Genomic DNA, 17,621 nt, shown 5'->3' on the forward strand with positions numbered 1-17,621 from the left:
AAATCACACTTATTTAATAAATATCAATATGGCGGAATGTAAAGTATGTAACAGCATAAGCTCTGGTAAAAATTACAGTGTCAGAGAGATGATGTTTGGTACCAAAGAGCAGTTTGAATACTTTGAGTGCCAAAATTGCGGATGTTTGCAGCTAGAAAAAATTCCAGACGATATTGCCAAGTATTATAATTCAGATAATTACTATAGCTTTACCCATAGAAAAAATGGCCTTTTTTATTGGTTGAAAAGAGAAAGAACCAAATACTATTTATATGGATCAAGTATTATAGGCAAGATATTAAAAAATAAATATCCCAATCTTTCCTTTGAAGCAGTTGCAAAACTTTCTCCTGACAAAACAACCAGAATTCTCGATGTTGGCTGCGGAGATGGAGAACTATTATATATGCTGTCTTCAATCGGCTTTAAAAATTTATTGGGTATTGATCCCTTTATTGCCAAAGATGTACACTTCGACACTGGACTGGAAGTAAAAAAACAAAGCATTCATGAACTTCATGACAAAGAAAAATGGGATATTATTATGTTGCATCACGTGTTCGAGCATGTTCCTGATCCTCTTGAAACTTTGCGAAGTATAAAGAAATTACTCTCGCCTTCTGGTGTTGCAATGATTCGAATCCCGACGTCTTCATCATATGCATGGAAGCATTTTCGTGAAAATTGGTTTCAAATAGACGCCCCAAGACACTCCTTTCTTCATTCCATTGAAAGTATGCTGCTCTTAGTTGACCAAAGTGGGCTTAAAGTCAATCGGTATTATTACGATTCAGACGAAAAACAGTTCTGGGCAAGTGAACAATATAAAAAAGATATCCCTCTGCTATCAGAAAAATCTTATGCGAAAAATCCCAAAGATTCAATGTTTAATGCTGAACAAATACAGAATTTCAAACAACGAAGCGAAAAATTAAATTTAGAGAATCAGGGAGATCAAGTTGTATTTATACTTGAAAGTAGATCTGAATAAAAATTATTACACTTGCCAATTTCATAGGTTGTAGCACGCCAACTTTGATCATTGAAATATTCTTGGCAAATCCCTAATTAGGCATCACTTCTTTATCTAACAATATACTTTTTTGTAAAAAATAGCATATTGTTAGATAAATATTTATTATTTTTAACTACTCCTCCTGCAAAGATCAAAAGATCTGGATTACACATCTTCAAGAACTAGTACTACCTAACGATCGAAGTATCTTGTATTAATATTGAGCAAATATTAGACAGTAAGTATTATTTTACAAGAATATTAAGTAGATTGCCAGATACATGTAATTTTGAATGTATCGAAGAAAATTACACACTAAAATATACAAATATGAAAATCACCGCAGTTATTCCAGTACGTAAAGGTTCTGAGAGGGTTAAGGATAAATGTACGCGCCGGTTTGCTGATACTACTCTTTTGGACTTTAAGATCCAGGCGCTGAAACTAGTTCCTGAAATAGATGAGATCATTGTCAATACAGATTCCCCTGACGCCATTGCGATAGCCAAAAAAAATTCAGTTTCATTTCACGAAAGAGACCCTTATTACGCTTCCTCCGAGTGTCCCGCGAATGATTACTTTTATTATCTTGGAAAATCAACTGAATCGGATCTCGTTGCTTACACACCCGTTACTGCTCCCTTTATCCGGCCGGAAACATTCTCGGAATGTATTAAAGCATACAGTCATGAACCCGACAGCAGTATTGTCACAGCCAGTATATTAAAACATTTTTTGTGGAAAGATGGAAAACCTTTGAATTTCGAACTCGACAAACATCCAAGGAGTCAGGATTTCAACAATATTTCCGCTATCAATTTTGGGCTTTGCCTCATACCCCGATCTACACTTATTACCTACAAGAGTATTATTGGCCCAAAACCTTCGGTTCATTTTGTATCCGATGTAGAGGGTTTAGATATTGATACCAGCCTCGATTTCTTCCTTGCTGAGCAAATATATTATAAAACCGTTTTGGAAAAACAGGAAATTTGAGGATGAAAATTTGTGAGCAAATAAAGAAAATCCTTGAAACAAATTTGCCTGATATCCAAGCGCTAAAAAGTAAGAAAAAGCTTAAAGAAGACGGAAGTTTTGTTTCAGAGGGGGATTTACTAAGTGAATCTCTTATAAAGTCGTTTCTTTTTGAAAATTATCCTGACTTCTATCTCGTATCTGAAGAGTCTCCTGTAGACAATTTATTTAATTGGAAACAGGAAAACGTAATAGTTCTGGATCCCATAGATGGAACAGAAAATTTTGTATCGGGTCTTTTAGAGTGGGGGGTTGCAGTCAGTTATTATAAAAGTGGGATTCACCAGCAATCTATGCTGGCATTACCAGAGTTAAACAGATATCTGATCAGCGGAGATAAATTTGAGCGGCTGAATTCGAGAATTGCCGGAATATCATCCAGTCTTACCAAAGAGGATTTATTAAGGTTGGAACCTGGTTTTGAGTATCGCATAATCGGCTGTTGCGTATATAATATGTACAGTGTTATTACCGGTTCATTTTCAACTTTTGAGAATCCCAGGGGTGCCAAAGTATGGGACATTCTTCCCGGTTTAAATTTGGCCCTTGAAAATGGCCTGTCCGTAATAGTAAACAATAAGAAATACGATGGAGAACTTCTTGCACCAGATCAAAAATATCGCTTTAAAATCGGGTAAATCTAAAATTGCCATTATCGGTAAGGGAGATTCTATCAAAGATGTTGATCTAAGTAAATTAGAGGACTTCTTTATTATCAATCTCAACGATTCAGAAAAGATAATCCCGGGAAATCTCGCCCTTTTTTACCGTGTCGATTTTTACAATCAGATAAAGAACAACGGTTTCAAAGCAGATTATTATATTGCCCCCGATCACCTGAAGATTCCCGATCATAAACACCTCGAGGTGAAATACAAACCGTTGGGGCAAGATAGCTTTGACCATACCTTTGACTATTTGCAGGAAGAAAGGTTTTCCCTCACTGATTTTACAATAATATCAGCCATCAAATTTTTGATTCTTTATCAAGAGGTTGTTGGTAAAGATTTGGAAGCATATTTTGTAGGATTTGACTTTAGAGCGGAAAAAGTTACACCTGATGATTATCAAATGCACGATCTGGAATATAAGAATGTCTTTCTTCAAACCCAGGAATCTGTATTTACGACACTATTAAAGACTTTCGGCAGTGTATATCCCCACATTAAGTTGATACATATTGGTGAAAAAAGTTATAGTACACTTTCGATAAGTGGGTTGAACCGTATGCTTAAAGACCTTTCAGCAAATCACCCAGCGTCGACGATTACCAATAACGGGATGTACAAGCGCCTTTTGCAAGAATGTAAGGATACTGGTAAGGTAATTGTTGTTGCCGAGTTTACGAACAATCATCTTGGAGATCCGGCCAGGCTTATCAAGATGATAGAACTTGCAAAAGAAAGTGGCGCGGATATAATAAAATTACAAAAAAGAGACATTGATACGTTCTACACAGCTAAAGAATTAGCCAAACCATACCAGTCTCCATTTGGTAAAACGCTTGGAGATTACCGACGCGGTGTTGAGCTAACCAACGACATGTTCCTTTTAGTAGACGAACATTGCTGTAAAAATGAAATCCCCTGGTTCACCTCCGTTCTGGACTGGAAGTCTTATGAGTTTATGATGGATTTTGATCCGGCCTTACTGAAACTACCCTCAACAATTTCAAATCATAAAAATTACCTATTGAAAGTTGGAAATCATTTCAAAGGCGATTTGGTAATTTCAACAGGTTTTACGAATCAAGAATACGAAGAGTTCGTTCTTGAGAATTTTATGATTGACAGAAACCTGTTTTTATTGCAATGCACCTCTTCGTACCCCACACCGCCAGAAGCATGCCAAATAGCGGTCGTAAGGCACTATGATGAAATTCGAGAATACTTATACCCGAACCTCTTTTCGGGCTATTCAAGCCATGATGTAGGTTCGCTTGGCTGCATGCTCGCAGTAGCGGCAGGAGCCAGGATGCTTGAAAAACATGTAAAGCTGGGCAATTTAGACTGGATTCATTTCGATGGTGTTGCCATCGACTTACATGGGAATCAATTTAAAAATTTTGTTCACGATGTCAGAAAAGCGGAACTTATGTGCGGTACAAAACAAAAAGATATTCATATCGCTGAACATCATAAATACGTTCCAAATGATTTCCATAATTAAACCATATCAGCGTTTGTAAGTCTGATATGGGCAAGCTGGTTTGCAACAGCAAATGAATCTTTTGCGTATGATTTGAAAATTCTATTTTGATAACATTAAAACGATCAGATATCTGGAATTCACCAACCCTGATGACTTGGATGAGCTACGCCGCCCGTTCAATTACACTCGTTGGTATCTTACCGTTAATTCTCAATAAATTTTCTCCCGGAGATATCGTATTGTGGTATTTATTCTCCACTATGATCAGTCTTCAGATGCTTGCAGACTACGGACTTCGGCAAACATTCTCCCGTATTATTTCGTACGCATATGGTGGTGCGCGTGATATTTTAATTGTTAATCAAAACTCAGTTGTAGACATACCGACAGATGAAACCTGCAACGAACCGTTAATGGCTTCTATCATTGCTTCCATGAAGTTTCTCTACAAGTGGTTAACGGTAATTGTATTTATATTGCTGCTCACATTCGGCACCTGGGCTATGAAAAAGCCGGTGGACAATACCGATGTACCGGATCAGGCCTGGATCGCCTGGGGAGTATTTATAGTCACTTCCATCATTAGTTTCTACTCGAAAGTTTATCAGAACTTTTTGGAAGGTTTGAATAAAGTTGCTCTGGTGAGAAGGATCGAGACCTTTACTTCTCTGGGTGGAATTATATGCAGCCTGGGTGTATTAGTATGGGCGCCAAGCCTGTTGAATCTTGTCATAGTTAATCAGATATGGATCGTGATTGCCTCATTTCGCGACTGGCTGATCTGTCAAAAGACCGAGTCTGCACTATGGAAACGAGTAAATATTCGTTTATCAATAGACCCCATCCTGTTAAAAAAAATATGGGCTCCGGTGTGGCGAAGCGGTGTAAGCGGTCTAATGTCCGGTGGACTTATGAGCCTGACCTCAGTAATTTATGCTCAATTCGGAACTAAAGATTCAGTAGCTTCTTATTTACTGGCTCTGCGACTTGTCAGCCAGATACGTGACGTATCAATGGCCCCTTTTTTCAGTAAAATCCCGTTGCTAGCCCGGTTTAGAGTTCAAAATAATATGCAAGGATTGTTGACAACCATAAAAAAGGGGATGAAATGGAGTCATATTGTTTTTGTTTTCGGTTTTATTTGCACGACCATATGCATCGAGCCGTTTCTGCAAGTAATAGGGTCCGAAGTAACGTTTATCGATCCAAAGCTTTGGATTTTACTTGGATGGGCTTTCTACGCGCATCGGTTTGGATCCATGCATCTTCAGGTTTATTTATCCACGAATCATGTCATTGCCCATATTGCAGATGGTGTTTCGGGCATTATATACATTGGCGTAACCTGGCTACTTAGCTCGCATTTTGGCGTATATGCTATCCCAGTAGGAATGCTTTCAGGATATCTTGGTTTTTATTGCTGGTATTGCACAAAATATTCATATAAATCATTAAATAACATTAACTTTTGGTATTTTGAGAAAGGAGTCAGCGTTCCCTCTATCATTGTGCTGTTATTGTTTTCCATATTCTATTTCTTTAATAGTTAAGTAACACCAATACTGCCCCCATTTTTCATGAACGACTACTTCTCACAATATAAAGAGCTAAAAAAAATATTAAAATTCCGAGAGAATGATATTGAATTTGAATTTCCCATGGCAATAGAAGTGATGTCAGTTGCGCACAAAGAAAAAATCAATCTCTTTAAGATAATAGTTTCATTTTTCTTTGTATACAACTTTCCAAAAGCGATAAAAAACATCAAAAATCAACGTATTTTGTTTTCAGATGCGTATGAAAGAAAAGAGTACTCTAGATTACTCCAAATCATTAGACAGAATGTCGGGGACAACTCTCATATCCATTTTAGGAACATAGACCTGATACCACACTTTAATTTAAAAATAATTATCTCTTCGATTGGCTTTTCATTTAAAGTTTTAAGCGGAAAAGTCTCTCTTAAAAATACGTTTTACATTGCTTCCCGATTAACGTTTTACCGAAACTGTCTTTCGGTACTTCAACATGTTGATAATACAACTCCATTTCAGTTAAAAAAATATATAGCATTTAACGGACAATATGGAATTGAGGCCTTACTCGCTCAATTTTTCAAACAAAAGGGAGTAGAAACTTATACACTCACTCATGGTAAGAGTTACGTGAATTATAAGAAAACGATCCCACAGGATATCATCAACGGTGAAAATATTTCTGTGGACAAAGTCTTGGTCTGGGGGAATTCGGGAAAAAAGGAATTGATTGAAAACTTTGGTATTCCAGAAAAAAATGTAATTGTGGCCGGAAATCTCAATTATCCGTCAAAGAAGATAAACGTAAAGCAAACATTTAAGAATGGAATTATTCTTTTGGGACGTAAAATATACGATGAGGGAAATAAGGATATCCTAAGAATTGCAGAGGAGGTGGCGCTGAGCCAGGGTATTAAATTCAGTGTGCGACTACACCCTTCTTTATCTTATGAAATTTATTCTAATCTTTGCAAAAGCAGTCTTCTATCCTTAACCAACAATGAAGTTAGTTTACAGGAAATGTTTTTAGCCGGCCAGTATGATTTTGCAATCGTAAATAATTCTACGACATACTACGAATCTATGTATCATAATATGGTTTGCCTTAGATATGAGCCTGATGAAAATGAACAGTATGAAGGCCTTGATGACAAGTTTGGAGATTCTAAAACGTTCTATGAAAGAATTAGCTTTTTCCAAAAGATTGATAATAAATTACTCAATGAAAAAATAAATAAACTTTTGTCAGACAATCTTGGTATGGGTATTAACCGATACAAAGAAATTTTAGGAAAATAACCCGGATTACGTATAAATAATAATAACGAATGAATCATTATAACACACTGCTAATATCAATTTGTATACCTGCCTACAAAAATCCTACGCTTCTAAAAAGATGCTTAAATACGGTTCTTGAACAGACCTATTCCAATATAGAAGTCATCATTACCGATGATAGCCCCAATGAAGATGTTGCCAATGTCGTAAAAAAATATAACGACCCTCGAATTATTTACATTAAAAATGCAATTCCTTTGGGCTCTCCGGAGAACTGGAATGAAGGACTTAGACGTTCAAAAGGAGAATTCATTAAAATTATGCATCATGATGATTGGTTCGCCAACAAAGATGCATTACGAATCTTTGTTGAAACTGCGCTAAAAACAGGATCGGATTTCATTTGCTCAAATTGCTTCAATGTTCATCCTGATAGAAAAGAAAAACACTCTATTCTCAAACGATTTCAAAAAAAATGGCTGCAAGATCCTACACTAATACTGTATGCAAACTACGTTGGCAATCCGAGTACAACTTTTTTTAAACGGCAGACGGATCAGCCAGTATTTTTTGATCAAAAGAGTATTTGGTTTGTAGATGTTCTATTTTATTATGACTATACACGTCTTTACCCAAAGGTTGCTTTTATCGATGAATATTTGATTGATACAAGTGCAGGGCTCGACACGCAAATTACGAACAGTGCGATTAGTGCAAAAATAGCAATTGGAGAATTTGTTTATATGTGCATTAAATATAACCTTAACCGCACACATAAATTTCTCACTATACTGAGTATGATTGAGTTAATGAAAAGACATGAGATTACTTCCAAAGAAAAGTTAAGCACTCTAATAGAAAACTCTAACGAAATTCAACTCCCATATCCTATTCTACAATTACCAATTTCTCACCAGGTATTCAATGTACTGAAACACCTTATAATTCTAATCTAGATTCATCAGATAGATGAAGTTTTACCAATAAATATCATTGCCTAAGTACATAATGATAGAATAAACTCAGTAGCCTTTTAGGAATAATTCTTAAAGGGAGTCTAATAAATATACCAGCAATGTAGTATTTGAATTCAAGATATGAATTAGCATAGGCAAGATTCAGAAAATTCATCTCATGCCTAATATAGTTTAGTCCATGCCTACGTCCTATTGTATCACTGTCATTTCTAAAATGAACAAGTACCTCTTGTAAATTGTCTATTTTATATCCCTTATGTAAAATATTTATCCACAAATAGTAATCTTCAAAATATGGAACATCTTCGTATGAATTTGAAGCTAAAACAACCGACTTCTTAAAAACTACAGTTGGATGATTAATTGGATTTCTCCATCTGGAATAACTATACAATTCAGACGCTTTCGGCGCTTTATTAATTCTTTTCAAATCACCCGGCTCTTCACTAAACTCCTCAACATCAGCTCCTAGCACATCAACATCTAGATGTACTTGCAGATAATCTATTTGTTTTTTGAAACGATCCTTTAGAGAGATATCATCTGAGTCCATCCTTGCAACAATTTCATTCCGGCATTGTAATAAACCAAAATTAAGTGCTGGCCCCAGTCCAATATTTCTTTCCAACGGGTGAATATCAACTATTGCCGGGAAGGATGTGTAATACGTATTAATAATTCTCTTTAAGGTTTCAGGAATCGGACCATCTATCACTAACACCACTTGGTTAGGTAGCAATGATTGTTTAAAAATACTCCCAAGAGCCAAGTCTAAATGAAGAGGGTTGTCGTTGTGATAGGTTGAAATTAAAACTGAGAATAATGGACTGGACATATTTGTAAATTAATCCCTTAAAAGATTACACTCTCCTTTGCTACTTTATACTTTCGTTTTACCTCCGTACAGCAAGAGATTCAATGGAGGACATAATTTTACTATCTCATAGATTCCCATACAAAGCGAAATTATCAAGACAGAAAAGAATAAGCTTATGAAAATAATAAGAGAATTATTAAGCTCAGGTATTAGGTATAAACCTTTAAAAAGATCTATAAACTTGAAATGAGTCGCATAAATCACTATAGATGACATACCCCATTTTGTAACACAACCATCTACAATGGCATTGAAAGTGATCTTATTTATGATAAAATAAGAAGATAAAATTGCAGAAACTGCGCTAACAATTTTAATTAGAAGACTTATACCCATACTATGAAAGTTAGGATCGCCGAACGAGTAAAAACCCACCACTAAAACAAACAAAATCAGAAAAAAAGAGAAAAGTCGATAATCCAAAATTTTCTCTTTTAGCCAAGTATACTTTGCTATAAATATACCTATAAAAAAATAGCCATAGTATTGGATAAAAGAGTCTACATAGTCAGTTACATGTACGACTTTCAGAATAACCAAAAATATAAGGAACGTAAAAAATAGACAAACGTCAGTTACAAACTTGAATTTACCTCTTAGATGATTGGAAATGAGCAAGAAAGCAGAATATATAATTGTTAGAAAAAATAAATACCAGAGAAACCACAAACCGGTTCTTGGATCTTCCATCAATTCCAGAAATCTCGGATAGGGATTGAATTGAAAATTGCCATTAAAAAAAAGCTTATCCACCAGTAGCGGCCAGGCGAAAAAAGGAACCAATAAAGAGCGAATTTTTTTCAATAAAAAACTACTATAATTTTGAAAAATCCTTTCATTGATGCTCAGATAAGCCACATAGCCGCTTATAAACATAAACAATGGCATGTGAAAAGAGTATATAAAACTGAATAGCCTACTATCCTTTGATTCAATCGTATTATACTGTATAAAATGGCCAACTACAACAAGCAAAATTGAAATTCCTTTCAGATGATCAATATACGCGACTCTATTTTTCATTTCTGATATGTGTGATTTTAGAAATTTTTGATTCGGCTAGTTACCAGCCATATTTAAAACCAGGATATATAAGTAGCAGATTCATCCGTAGGCGTTTCCCATTTTTTGGGGAGAAACAATGCGGTCAAAATAAAAGTCAACAAAATTAAGGAAAACGAAAATATCAAGATACGGTTTCTTATGTGAACCTGATGTAACATAAAACATGCCGCTATAAAAGGGGAATAGGGAAATAGATAGCGAGCTTGAATGATTGGACTTACAATTGTACTAAATATGCCTAAAAATGCATAAATAATTATTAACTGGCCTGCTTCATTTAATTTTGGACTTTGGGATATCCTTTTATTAAAAAAGAGCAGGATGAATGATAAATTAAGAGGAAAAAGAAGCCACCCCATAAAAGTATAACCCCAATCCAATAGAGGAACATATGGAGAAGACAAGGTATTAGGACGCGCAATTGGTGCAAACATTACCAGCACCATTTTTATGATCAGCGCAAATATCTGGAATATAGGATTTTCCTGCATTACCTTCAATACCAGAGCCACTTCGTAATAAATTGACGACTGAAAAAATTCCAGTTCGTCTCCTCCGGAATTGGAGATAATTCCGTTTATAAAAGGTATTGAATTAAAAAATAAAAATAACAAAAGTATAGCTACACAAAGAGAAATAGGCTTCTTTATAACCTTTAAGAGAAGTACGCAAGTAAAAGCAACCAAGATAAGTAATCCAAATTGCGGACGAATAGCCATAGCACCAAAAGCAGGTACAATACTGAGCACCTTTAAGATTACTGGACCTCTCAAAAATAAAAAAAACGCTGCCAAAGAGAAGAAAATTAAATTTATCTCTTTCGTTGGACCCATGATAGAGATTAGAAGGTACGGGTTAAATGCGATACACGCTCGAGCCCAAGTAACCCCCTTGGCAGAAAAAGGAGCAAAAATAGAACAGAAATATATAGACAATAGTAGCAGAGTTGAGTTATAAAAAACAAAACTTTGCACTCCGATCGAGTAAAGAAATGTATTCATATGCAAAAACCCGGTTGCTATTCCTTTGTCTCTTGGATAAAACACCCAAGTTTCATAGTAACCGCTATCAGGAATTGTATAATGAGTTAAAGGTAAAAACTCATGCCTTGCTACAAATATGGATATAAGTGTAAAAACAATAGTTCCTATTTGAATAAAATACCACTTATATTCTGTCTTTTTCTCATTTTCATGAGTTATAACTCCATGCATAAAAGCTCTTCCCTTAAAATATTCAATTGCAGTAATTCGCTATCTTACACTTTGCAGTTTATCGTAAACCGAAAAGTAGGCATTTCTCATATATTCCCAGTCAAATTCAGTGGCATAAGTCAAACAATTCTTAGAAAATGTCAGATAATCATTTTCAGAAATATCAGCTACAATCTTTTCAATATCGTCCGGATTTTCAAAAATCACTCCAACTTTATACACATCAATAATTTCACGAAAAATAGCAATATTACTACAAACAACAGGCATAGCCTTTGACAAACTGTCCTTAAAAGTGCCTGCTCCGTTTGTATACGCCAGAGGATACGGTAACAGCATAAAATCATGATTTGCTACCAACTCCGAAATTTCTTCCTCGCTTAAAAACTTATCGATTATGGTGAGATTATTCCTACTTGCAAATTCTAAAATTCTACGATCTACAATTTTCCCAGCTATGGTTATTATCAAATTTTTGGTTGAATCATTTTGTAGAAATTCATAGATCCCTTTATCATCTCTCACTTGACCATATATCAAATATTTCCTTTTGTCGCCAGAAAACACTTTTACTTTGTTGGATTCTGGCTTAGGAGCTGGGTAGTTAATTACTTTAACCCGCTCTCTCTTATCATCACCAATTATTTTCAATATGCTCTCTTTATGACATTCGTAATGAGTAACAATGGTGGCATCTTTACTAACTGCCTTTCTTAAAGCCATCTCCAGTAATCGTCGCTGGTAACCAGAAAATCTATTGTGAAGCCAGTTACTGAAGTGTAATTGGTCACTGGAATGTATTGTAATCAGCAAGCGGGCATTAAGCTTATTAGCAAATAAAAGGTATGTCAGTGGCTCGAATTCGATAAAGTGAATAATTCCAAAATCCTTACCGCTCAAATACTTAAAAACATTAAACGAGTCCCAAAAACGGCCTTTAATCTTAGTCTTGATTGTTAGTTGCTTTTCAGCATCAAAATCAGATCTGATCCATTTTGAATTTCCATAGTCTTCTTTCTTGTTCGACGCATAAACACAATAATATTTCGAATTATGAAGATTTTCAAAATACTGCCTGTAATGCCCTTTCCAAGAAAGATATTGCTGAACTATAACTAAATTTTTAATCATTAACTATTTAGCAATCAATTACTATAATTTCCTAAACTATTTCCCACTACCTTTAATAACTGTAAGAATTGTATGAAGGATAATTCTGAAATCCAATACAAGAGAACAATTTTCAATATACAAAATATCGAACTTCATTCTTTCAACCATTTGGGACACATTTTCAGCATAACCATATTTCACCATCCCCCATGAAGTCAAACCCGGTCTTACCTTATGTAAATACTTATATTGAGGATGAGTTTCTGAAATAATATTGATAAAATACTGTCTTTCTGGTCTCGGTCCTACAAGACTCATGTCTCCCTTCAATACATTAAAAAATTGTGGAAGCTCATCAATACGATATTTACGCATAATTCGTCCCCAATTTGTTATACGAGGGTCTCCTGTACTGGACAAAGAAGGGCCTGCGGCTTCTGCGTCAATAACCATTGACCTGAATTTATAAATCTTAAAGATATTCCCGTAAAGTCCCACACGCTCTTGCCGGTAAACAATAGGTCCTGGCGATGATAAAAGTACTTTAATCGATGAAAATATATATATCGGCGATAACATTATAAGTGCGAAAAGAGAAGCGAAAATATCAATCATCCTTTTGCAAACTTTTTGCCAGTCGGGCATCAACCTGGGGCTGATATGCATAAATAACGTATCGTCGAAAATACTATTTACTTTTACAGATCCTGAAATGATATCGTATAGGTCAGGAAGAATCTTAATATAAACAGGTCTGTAACTTAGTTGGAGTAATATTTTTTCGAGCAAATTATGTTCGTCACTATCAACTGCAACAATAACATCCTCAATTGAATTATCATCAATTATTTTTTCTAACTCATCAATCGTCCCAAGCTGTCTCAGATACTTACTCATCCCATTAGAGCTTTCCAGCGATGAGTACACAAACCCTTTGAAGTGGTTACTATTATGGCTATTTCCAGACAAAATCTTTTGATAGATATTAATTGCATTTTGATTTCCACCAATGATAAGGGTATTAAACTTCACCTTGCCCTTCACGATATTTGCGTGAATCATAGACAAATATAAAACTCGTATTAATAGCGTAAAAAAAGTATGAAGTAAAATGTACCTACCAGTTGATTTACTAAAGTATTCGAAATCTGTTGCATCATTCGAGAATGCAACCAAGGCAATAATCACTGTTCCAATTAAACAAGAACCTAAAGTTCTTTTTATTTCATCATATCTTGACTTCCTATATAGATCAAAATAGGTACCCGAAACATAGTATAAAAAGCACCATGCAAAGGGTATAATAAACAAACCCAAAATAACATCCGTCCAGCCCAAATACTGCAAATTCCAGAAAAAATCTTTGTGAAGTAAATCAAACCTATATCGGTAAAAAACTATCCAGACTGTTATAGCAATGATTCCATCAAGAACAAGTTGTGTAAAAACAGCACCTCGTCTGGTTGGGATAGTCAAAGAGGATTTTAGAGTTACATTATCAATTAGCAATTTGATAATTCCGTGAAATGTTGGTGAGGCTAGTCTCCTATCCGAAGCCTCAGTGGCACTAGCGGTTTTGGGGTAGTTGGATAACATATTAATAGTTTATAGCGTGTTGTATGCCAAAGATAAACAAAGATCAATAATTCTTTTAAAATTGACCAGTATATTTGTATATCACAAATTAAGATTTCAAACTTCAAAATGAGTTATCTCCGTTTGAGAGAATATAGGTTGGCTTTGCTTATACGGATATTTAGTGTCATTAATAAGGCGGAAAAATATTTCGAGCCGCAGCTATGCTGCATAAATAAACTTATAAGATTAAAAATATACTCTTCTCTGTATTTTTAATCAGTTGCAATTCTCGTTTTTGTTTACCTTGTAAATCATTATTTGAATAGATACATTTGATGCGACTTCTTCTATTTGTCTTTGGTTTCCTTTGCTGCTTTTGCGCCCATGCACAAGATTCCACACTCACCGTAAATCTATCATTGACATTGTCTGGATCAACCGGCTCAACTCCATTTTGGATGAGGGCCAGGCAAAACGGAACCATCCCAACTGCAAACCACTTCGTATCTGGACAATGGGGATTGTATAAGATTTATCATCCTCACAATCCACGATTGTTTCAATGGACGGCTGGCGCCGAGTTGATTACCAATTATGCAAAAAAAGGAGATGTTTTCTTTACAGACCTGTATATTGCCGGCAAACTTGGGGGCTTTGAATTATTAGCAGGGCAAAAAAAAAATATAGTTAGTTTGATTGACTCGTCTCTTGGGACCGGATCACTAAGTCTGTCCGGAAATGCAAGACCATTTCCTAGAATACAAATTTCTACTCCCGAATTTCAGCCTTTAAATTTCACAGATGGTTTTGTTTCTGTTAAAGGCGCCCTTTCGGAAGGAATGCTTGGAGCCAGCAACATATATTTTGGCTCAGCAAGCGCTGTACCGAATACTTATTTTCATCATAAACAACTTTATTTCCGGTTAGGAAAGTATAGCGATCCACTGAAAGTCTATTTCGGAATGAACCATCAGGCAGTTTGGGGAGGAGAAAATCAAATTGCGCCGATTCTAAACACTACTTCTTTAAAATCGTACTGGAATGTTTTAACTGGTAAATCTATCAACCATCGAAAAGTTGGGAGTAACTTCGGAACAACTGATTTAGCGATCGATTTCAGAGTTAAAAACTTAAAGTTTTTCGTGTACCGAAACAATATCCATGAAAATAGTTCATTGTTTAAAATAATAAACTTTTCTGATGGTTTAAACGGAGTAACAGTTAGAAAAGAGAATCAACGAGTTAAAGAAAAATATTTTTTTATATTTAATTCCATAAATTTTGAATATTTGTCTTTGAATAATCAAAAAAATCAATTTCATCCTCAAGAATTGGTAGTTAATAAAATCGCCGACTATTATAACAGCTATCTGTATACACGTGGATGGTCAAATTATGGCCTAAGTATGGGGACTCCTTTTGTTTTAGCCAATAATCAAACAAATGAAAATTTACCAGAAAGGACAAATCAATTTACCAATAACAACAGAATTCAAGTTTTTCATACTGCTTTAAAATGGAAAATGTACAAAACAGAATTAACCTTTAAAGGTACATACTCAACAAGCTCCGGGACATACCTATTGCCATTCTCAACCGCTGTAAATCAATTATCCTTATTTATCGGTGCGGAACAACAACTAAGGATCATAAAAGGGAAAATAACTGCTGGAATAGCATCAGATATTGGAAAACTTTATCCAAATTCTATGGCCCTTTTTATTGGCGTAAGAAAATCAGCATTTTTGAACTAACAAAATATTGAATGCTAAGAGATATTCATATTTTTGAATTTACATTTTGTCCAACTCCATATTGTAATTATTGGCCCAATAATAATTTATGAAAACACACTATATTTTTCTGATTTTCTGTTCAGCATTAATTTGTACAAAATCACTTTCTCAAAATCTGGATTTAACGAATAATCTTGTAACAGATTCTTCCAGCGCCTACATAGAAATCTATGGGATGGGCGCAACAACAGATAAGACTCCTTTTTGGATGCATGCTAACCAATTTGGAACAGTTCCGAAAAAAGGATCTTACGGCGCTGCGAAAATTGGCTTTGATAAAATTTGGGATATTTCCCAGCCAGTAAGAGGCAAAAGCAACTTTAAAGCTGGAATTGGAATTGAAGCAATTGCTAACGTCGGAGTTGATAAAAAAATCATTCTCCCTCAGGCATACGGAACTATACAATTTAAAAATTGGGAACTGTTTGTAGGGCGTAAGAAACAATGGGTTGGCTTAGCAGATTCAACGCTTAGCAGTGGTTCATATATATGGTCTGGAAACTCGATGCCTATTCCCAAAATTCAAATTGGCACCCGCCGTTTCGTTTCAGTCCCTTTTACAAAAGGTTGGCTTTCCTTCAATGGTTTTTATTCGGATGGATTTTTCGAAAATAACCGTTCTTTCACAAGTGATTTAAAGTTGCATCAAAAAGCGCTGTATTTAAGAATTGGAAATGAAAAAAGTAGATTGAAACTATTTGCAGGGCTAAATCATCAAGTCCAATGGGGAGGAAAAACTCCGTTTGAGACGAGTAATGGGCAAATGCCAACAGGATTTAAAAATTACATAAGAGCCGTAACGGGTAAGCGATATGCATATGAAGAAGGTTTTACCGCTTTTGATTATAATAATAGGGTCGGAAATCATTTAGGAACAGTTGACCTCGCCTTGGCATATCAAGGATATGAATACAGTGTGATGGTGTATCGTCAAAATATTTATGAAGACGGCTCTCTATTTTCCTTTAATAATTTTAAGGATGGATTAAATGGATTGAAAATTAAGAAACAGAACTCGTACGGTGCTAATTTCGAGGTAAAGGAGATGGTGTTTGAATTTCTTTATACCAAATTACAGGGCGGGAGCATTTGGGATCTAGCTACAATCATAGGCCGTGATAACTATTTTAACCATGGCCAGGTAAGAGATGGATGGTCATACTATGACCGAACTATTGGTACGCCATTCATTCCACCAACCACTGATACTTATTGGAAATGGCCAGCCTATTTTTTCACCAGTAACAATCGAGTTATGGTTTTACACACAGGTTTAAGAGGGACTCTATTACGAAATGTAATTTGGCAAACAAAATTATCATATTCCAGTAATTCGGGAACTTATGATTTACCATTTGCTTCGTCACCTACCCAATTTTCTGGAATATTTTCATTACAATCCACCATAAATCTCTTCGGTGGTTCTGTGATCACTTGTTCATTCGCAGGAGACAAAGGTGAACTATATCAAGATAGCTACGCATTTTCCCTAGCATTACGAAAAAACTTCTCTTTTTAAGAAGAAGTTTTTTCGTAATCAAAAATACATCTCAAAAATTGCTTCTGATTTCGGCCGCCAACGCAGCCAGCTCTTCCTGTGTTATCTTTATTTTCTTACTAAAATCTGCGTCTGACATCGAATTTAATGGCAGCAGATGGACGTGTGCATGCGGCACTTCGAGGCCGATAACACTAACGCCCACGCGCAGGCATGGAACTGTCTTCTCCAAGGCAGGAACAATGCTCTTGGCAAAGAGAAAAAGCCTCGTATAAGTATCATCATCCAGATCAAAAAGATAATCAATTTCTTTTTTGGGAATGACTAGCGTATGTCCTTTCGCGATGGGAAATACGTCCAGAAAGGCTAAAAACTCATCATTCTCCGCAATCTTATGGGAAGGTATCTCGCCACTTACAATTCTTGAAAATATGGAAGCCATAAATTAACCTGTTTTCAAATTTTTATAAACAATTGAGTCTCAGA

General features: G+C 35.4%; 15 protein-coding genes. 9 read left to right on the top strand and 6 right to left on the bottom strand.

Annotated features, from left to right (window positions below; genetic code table 11):
- The first annotated feature begins 28 nt into the window (after positions 1 to 28).
- From M1L62_RS04835 to M1L62_RS04865, 7 genes are all read left to right on the top strand, one after another.
- Complete coding sequence (locus tag M1L62_RS04835; RefSeq protein WP_254411874.1) at positions 29 to 991, top strand: class I SAM-dependent methyltransferase; 963 nt, start codon at positions 29 to 31, stop codon at positions 989 to 991.
- Between the two features lie 354 nt (positions 992 to 1,345).
- Positions 1,346 to 2,011: an acylneuraminate cytidylyltransferase family protein gene (locus M1L62_RS04840; protein WP_254411875.1), complete on the top strand. Its 666-nt coding sequence runs from the start codon at positions 1,346 to 1,348 to the stop codon at positions 2,009 to 2,011.
- 2 nt (positions 2,012 to 2,013) lie between these two features.
- On the top strand, positions 2,014 to 2,688 hold the full coding sequence (locus M1L62_RS04845; RefSeq protein ID WP_254411876.1) for an inositol monophosphatase family protein: 675 nt from the start codon (positions 2,014 to 2,016) through the stop codon (positions 2,686 to 2,688).
- Entirely contained in the window at positions 2,639 to 4,219 is a 1,581-nt protein-coding gene (locus tag M1L62_RS04850; protein WP_254411877.1) for an N-acetylneuraminate synthase family protein, read from the top strand. Before M1L62_RS04845 ends, M1L62_RS04850 begins: the two co-directional genes overlap by 50 nt.
- An 86-nt stretch (positions 4,220 to 4,305) precedes the next feature.
- Complete coding sequence (locus tag M1L62_RS04855; RefSeq protein ID WP_254411878.1) at positions 4,306 to 5,751, top strand: lipopolysaccharide biosynthesis protein; 1,446 nt, start codon at positions 4,306 to 4,308, stop codon at positions 5,749 to 5,751.
- A 27-nt stretch (positions 5,752 to 5,778) separates the two neighbouring features.
- Positions 5,779 to 7,035 (top strand): hypothetical protein, encoded by a 1,257-nt coding sequence (locus M1L62_RS04860; RefSeq protein ID WP_254411879.1) that lies wholly within the window; start codon positions 5,779 to 5,781, stop codon positions 7,033 to 7,035.
- A gap of 29 nt (positions 7,036 to 7,064) precedes the next feature.
- Positions 7,065 to 7,973 carry a glycosyltransferase family 2 protein gene (locus M1L62_RS04865; protein ID WP_254411880.1) on the top strand — a complete coding sequence of 303 codons (909 nt, stop codon included), beginning with the start codon at positions 7,065 to 7,067 and terminating at the stop codon, positions 7,971 to 7,973.
- A gap of 34 nt (positions 7,974 to 8,007) precedes the next feature.
- On the opposite strand, the gene M1L62_RS04870 is transcribed toward M1L62_RS04865, so the two are convergent.
- Genes M1L62_RS04870 through M1L62_RS04890 form a run of 5 tightly spaced genes read right to left on the bottom strand, consistent with a single transcriptional unit; the run spans position 8,008 to position 13,859 of the window.
- Positions 8,008 to 8,829, bottom strand: coding sequence for a glycosyltransferase (locus M1L62_RS04870; RefSeq protein ID WP_254411881.1), 822 nt, complete (start codon positions 8,827 to 8,829; stop codon positions 8,008 to 8,010).
- Between the two features lie 45 nt (positions 8,830 to 8,874).
- Complete coding sequence (locus M1L62_RS04875; protein WP_254411882.1) at positions 8,875 to 9,894, bottom strand: acyltransferase family protein; 1,020 nt, start codon at positions 9,892 to 9,894, stop codon at positions 8,875 to 8,877.
- A gap of 53 nt (positions 9,895 to 9,947) precedes the next feature.
- Positions 9,948 to 11,150, bottom strand: a complete 1,203-nt coding sequence (locus M1L62_RS04880) for a hypothetical protein (protein ID WP_254411883.1) — start codon at positions 11,148 to 11,150, stop codon at positions 9,948 to 9,950.
- A gap of 39 nt (positions 11,151 to 11,189) precedes the next feature.
- On the bottom strand, positions 11,190 to 12,281 hold the full coding sequence (locus M1L62_RS04885; protein WP_254411884.1) for a glycosyltransferase: 1,092 nt from the start codon (positions 12,279 to 12,281) through the stop codon (positions 11,190 to 11,192).
- Between the two features lie 36 nt (positions 12,282 to 12,317).
- A complete protein-coding gene (locus tag M1L62_RS04890; RefSeq protein ID WP_254411885.1) occupies positions 12,318 to 13,859 on the bottom strand; it encodes a sugar transferase in 1,542 nt (513 codons plus the stop codon).
- A 317-nt stretch (positions 13,860 to 14,176) separates the two neighbouring features.
- Here M1L62_RS04890 and M1L62_RS04895 point away from each other — a divergent pair, with 317 nt between their 5' ends.
- Positions 14,177 to 15,595 carry a capsule assembly Wzi family protein gene (locus tag M1L62_RS04895; protein ID WP_254411886.1) on the top strand — a complete coding sequence of 473 codons (1,419 nt, stop codon included), beginning with the start codon at positions 14,177 to 14,179 and terminating at the stop codon, positions 15,593 to 15,595.
- Positions 15,596 to 15,683: 88 nt separating this feature from the next.
- Positions 15,684 to 17,156, top strand: a complete 1,473-nt coding sequence (locus tag M1L62_RS04900) for a capsule assembly Wzi family protein (RefSeq protein ID WP_254411887.1) — start codon at positions 15,684 to 15,686, stop codon at positions 17,154 to 17,156.
- A 31-nt stretch (positions 17,157 to 17,187) separates the two neighbouring features.
- Here M1L62_RS04900 and M1L62_RS04905 read toward each other — a convergent pair whose 3' ends face one another.
- Entirely contained in the window at positions 17,188 to 17,577 is a 390-nt protein-coding gene (locus M1L62_RS04905; RefSeq protein ID WP_254411888.1) for an HIT family protein, read from the bottom strand.
- Between the last annotated feature and the right edge of the window lie 44 nt (positions 17,578 to 17,621).

This window comes from Dyadobacter diqingensis (genome assembly GCF_024220585.1).
GTDB lineage: Bacteria > Bacteroidota > Bacteroidia > Cytophagales > Spirosomataceae > Dyadobacter > Dyadobacter diqingensis.

Coding starts and splice junctions, on each gene's coding strand:
- M1L62_RS04835 (WP_254411874.1), top strand. CDS start 29: ATGGCGGAATGTAAAGTATGTAACAGCATAAGCTCTGGTAAAAATTAC.
- M1L62_RS04840 (WP_254411875.1), top strand. CDS start 1,346: ATGAAAATCACCGCAGTTATTCCAGTACGTAAAGGTTCTGAGAGGGTT.
- M1L62_RS04845 (WP_254411876.1), top strand. CDS start 2,014: ATGAAAATTTGTGAGCAAATAAAGAAAATCCTTGAAACAAATTTGCCT.
- M1L62_RS04850 (WP_254411877.1), top strand. CDS start 2,639: ATGGAGAACTTCTTGCACCAGATCAAAAATATCGCTTTAAAATCGGGT.
- M1L62_RS04860 (WP_254411879.1), top strand. CDS start 5,779: ATGAACGACTACTTCTCACAATATAAAGAGCTAAAAAAAATATTAAAA.
- M1L62_RS04865 (WP_254411880.1), top strand. CDS start 7,065: ATGAATCATTATAACACACTGCTAATATCAATTTGTATACCTGCCTAC.
- M1L62_RS04870 (WP_254411881.1), bottom strand. CDS start 8,829: ATGTCCAGTCCATTATTCTCAGTTTTAATTTCAACCTATCACAACGAC.
- M1L62_RS04875 (WP_254411882.1), bottom strand. CDS start 9,894: ATGAAAAATAGAGTCGCGTATATTGATCATCTGAAAGGAATTTCAATT.
- M1L62_RS04880 (WP_254411883.1), bottom strand. CDS start 11,150: ATGCATGGAGTTATAACTCATGAAAATGAGAAAAAGACAGAATATAAG.
- M1L62_RS04885 (WP_254411884.1), bottom strand. CDS start 12,281: ATGATTAAAAATTTAGTTATAGTTCAGCAATATCTTTCTTGGAAAGGG.
- M1L62_RS04890 (WP_254411885.1), bottom strand. CDS start 13,859: ATGTTATCCAACTACCCCAAAACCGCTAGTGCCACTGAGGCTTCGGAT.
- M1L62_RS04895 (WP_254411886.1), top strand. CDS start 14,177: ATGCGACTTCTTCTATTTGTCTTTGGTTTCCTTTGCTGCTTTTGCGCC.
- M1L62_RS04900 (WP_254411887.1), top strand. CDS start 15,684: ATGAAAACACACTATATTTTTCTGATTTTCTGTTCAGCATTAATTTGT.
- M1L62_RS04905 (WP_254411888.1), bottom strand. CDS start 17,577: ATGGCTTCCATATTTTCAAGAATTGTAAGTGGCGAGATACCTTCCCAT.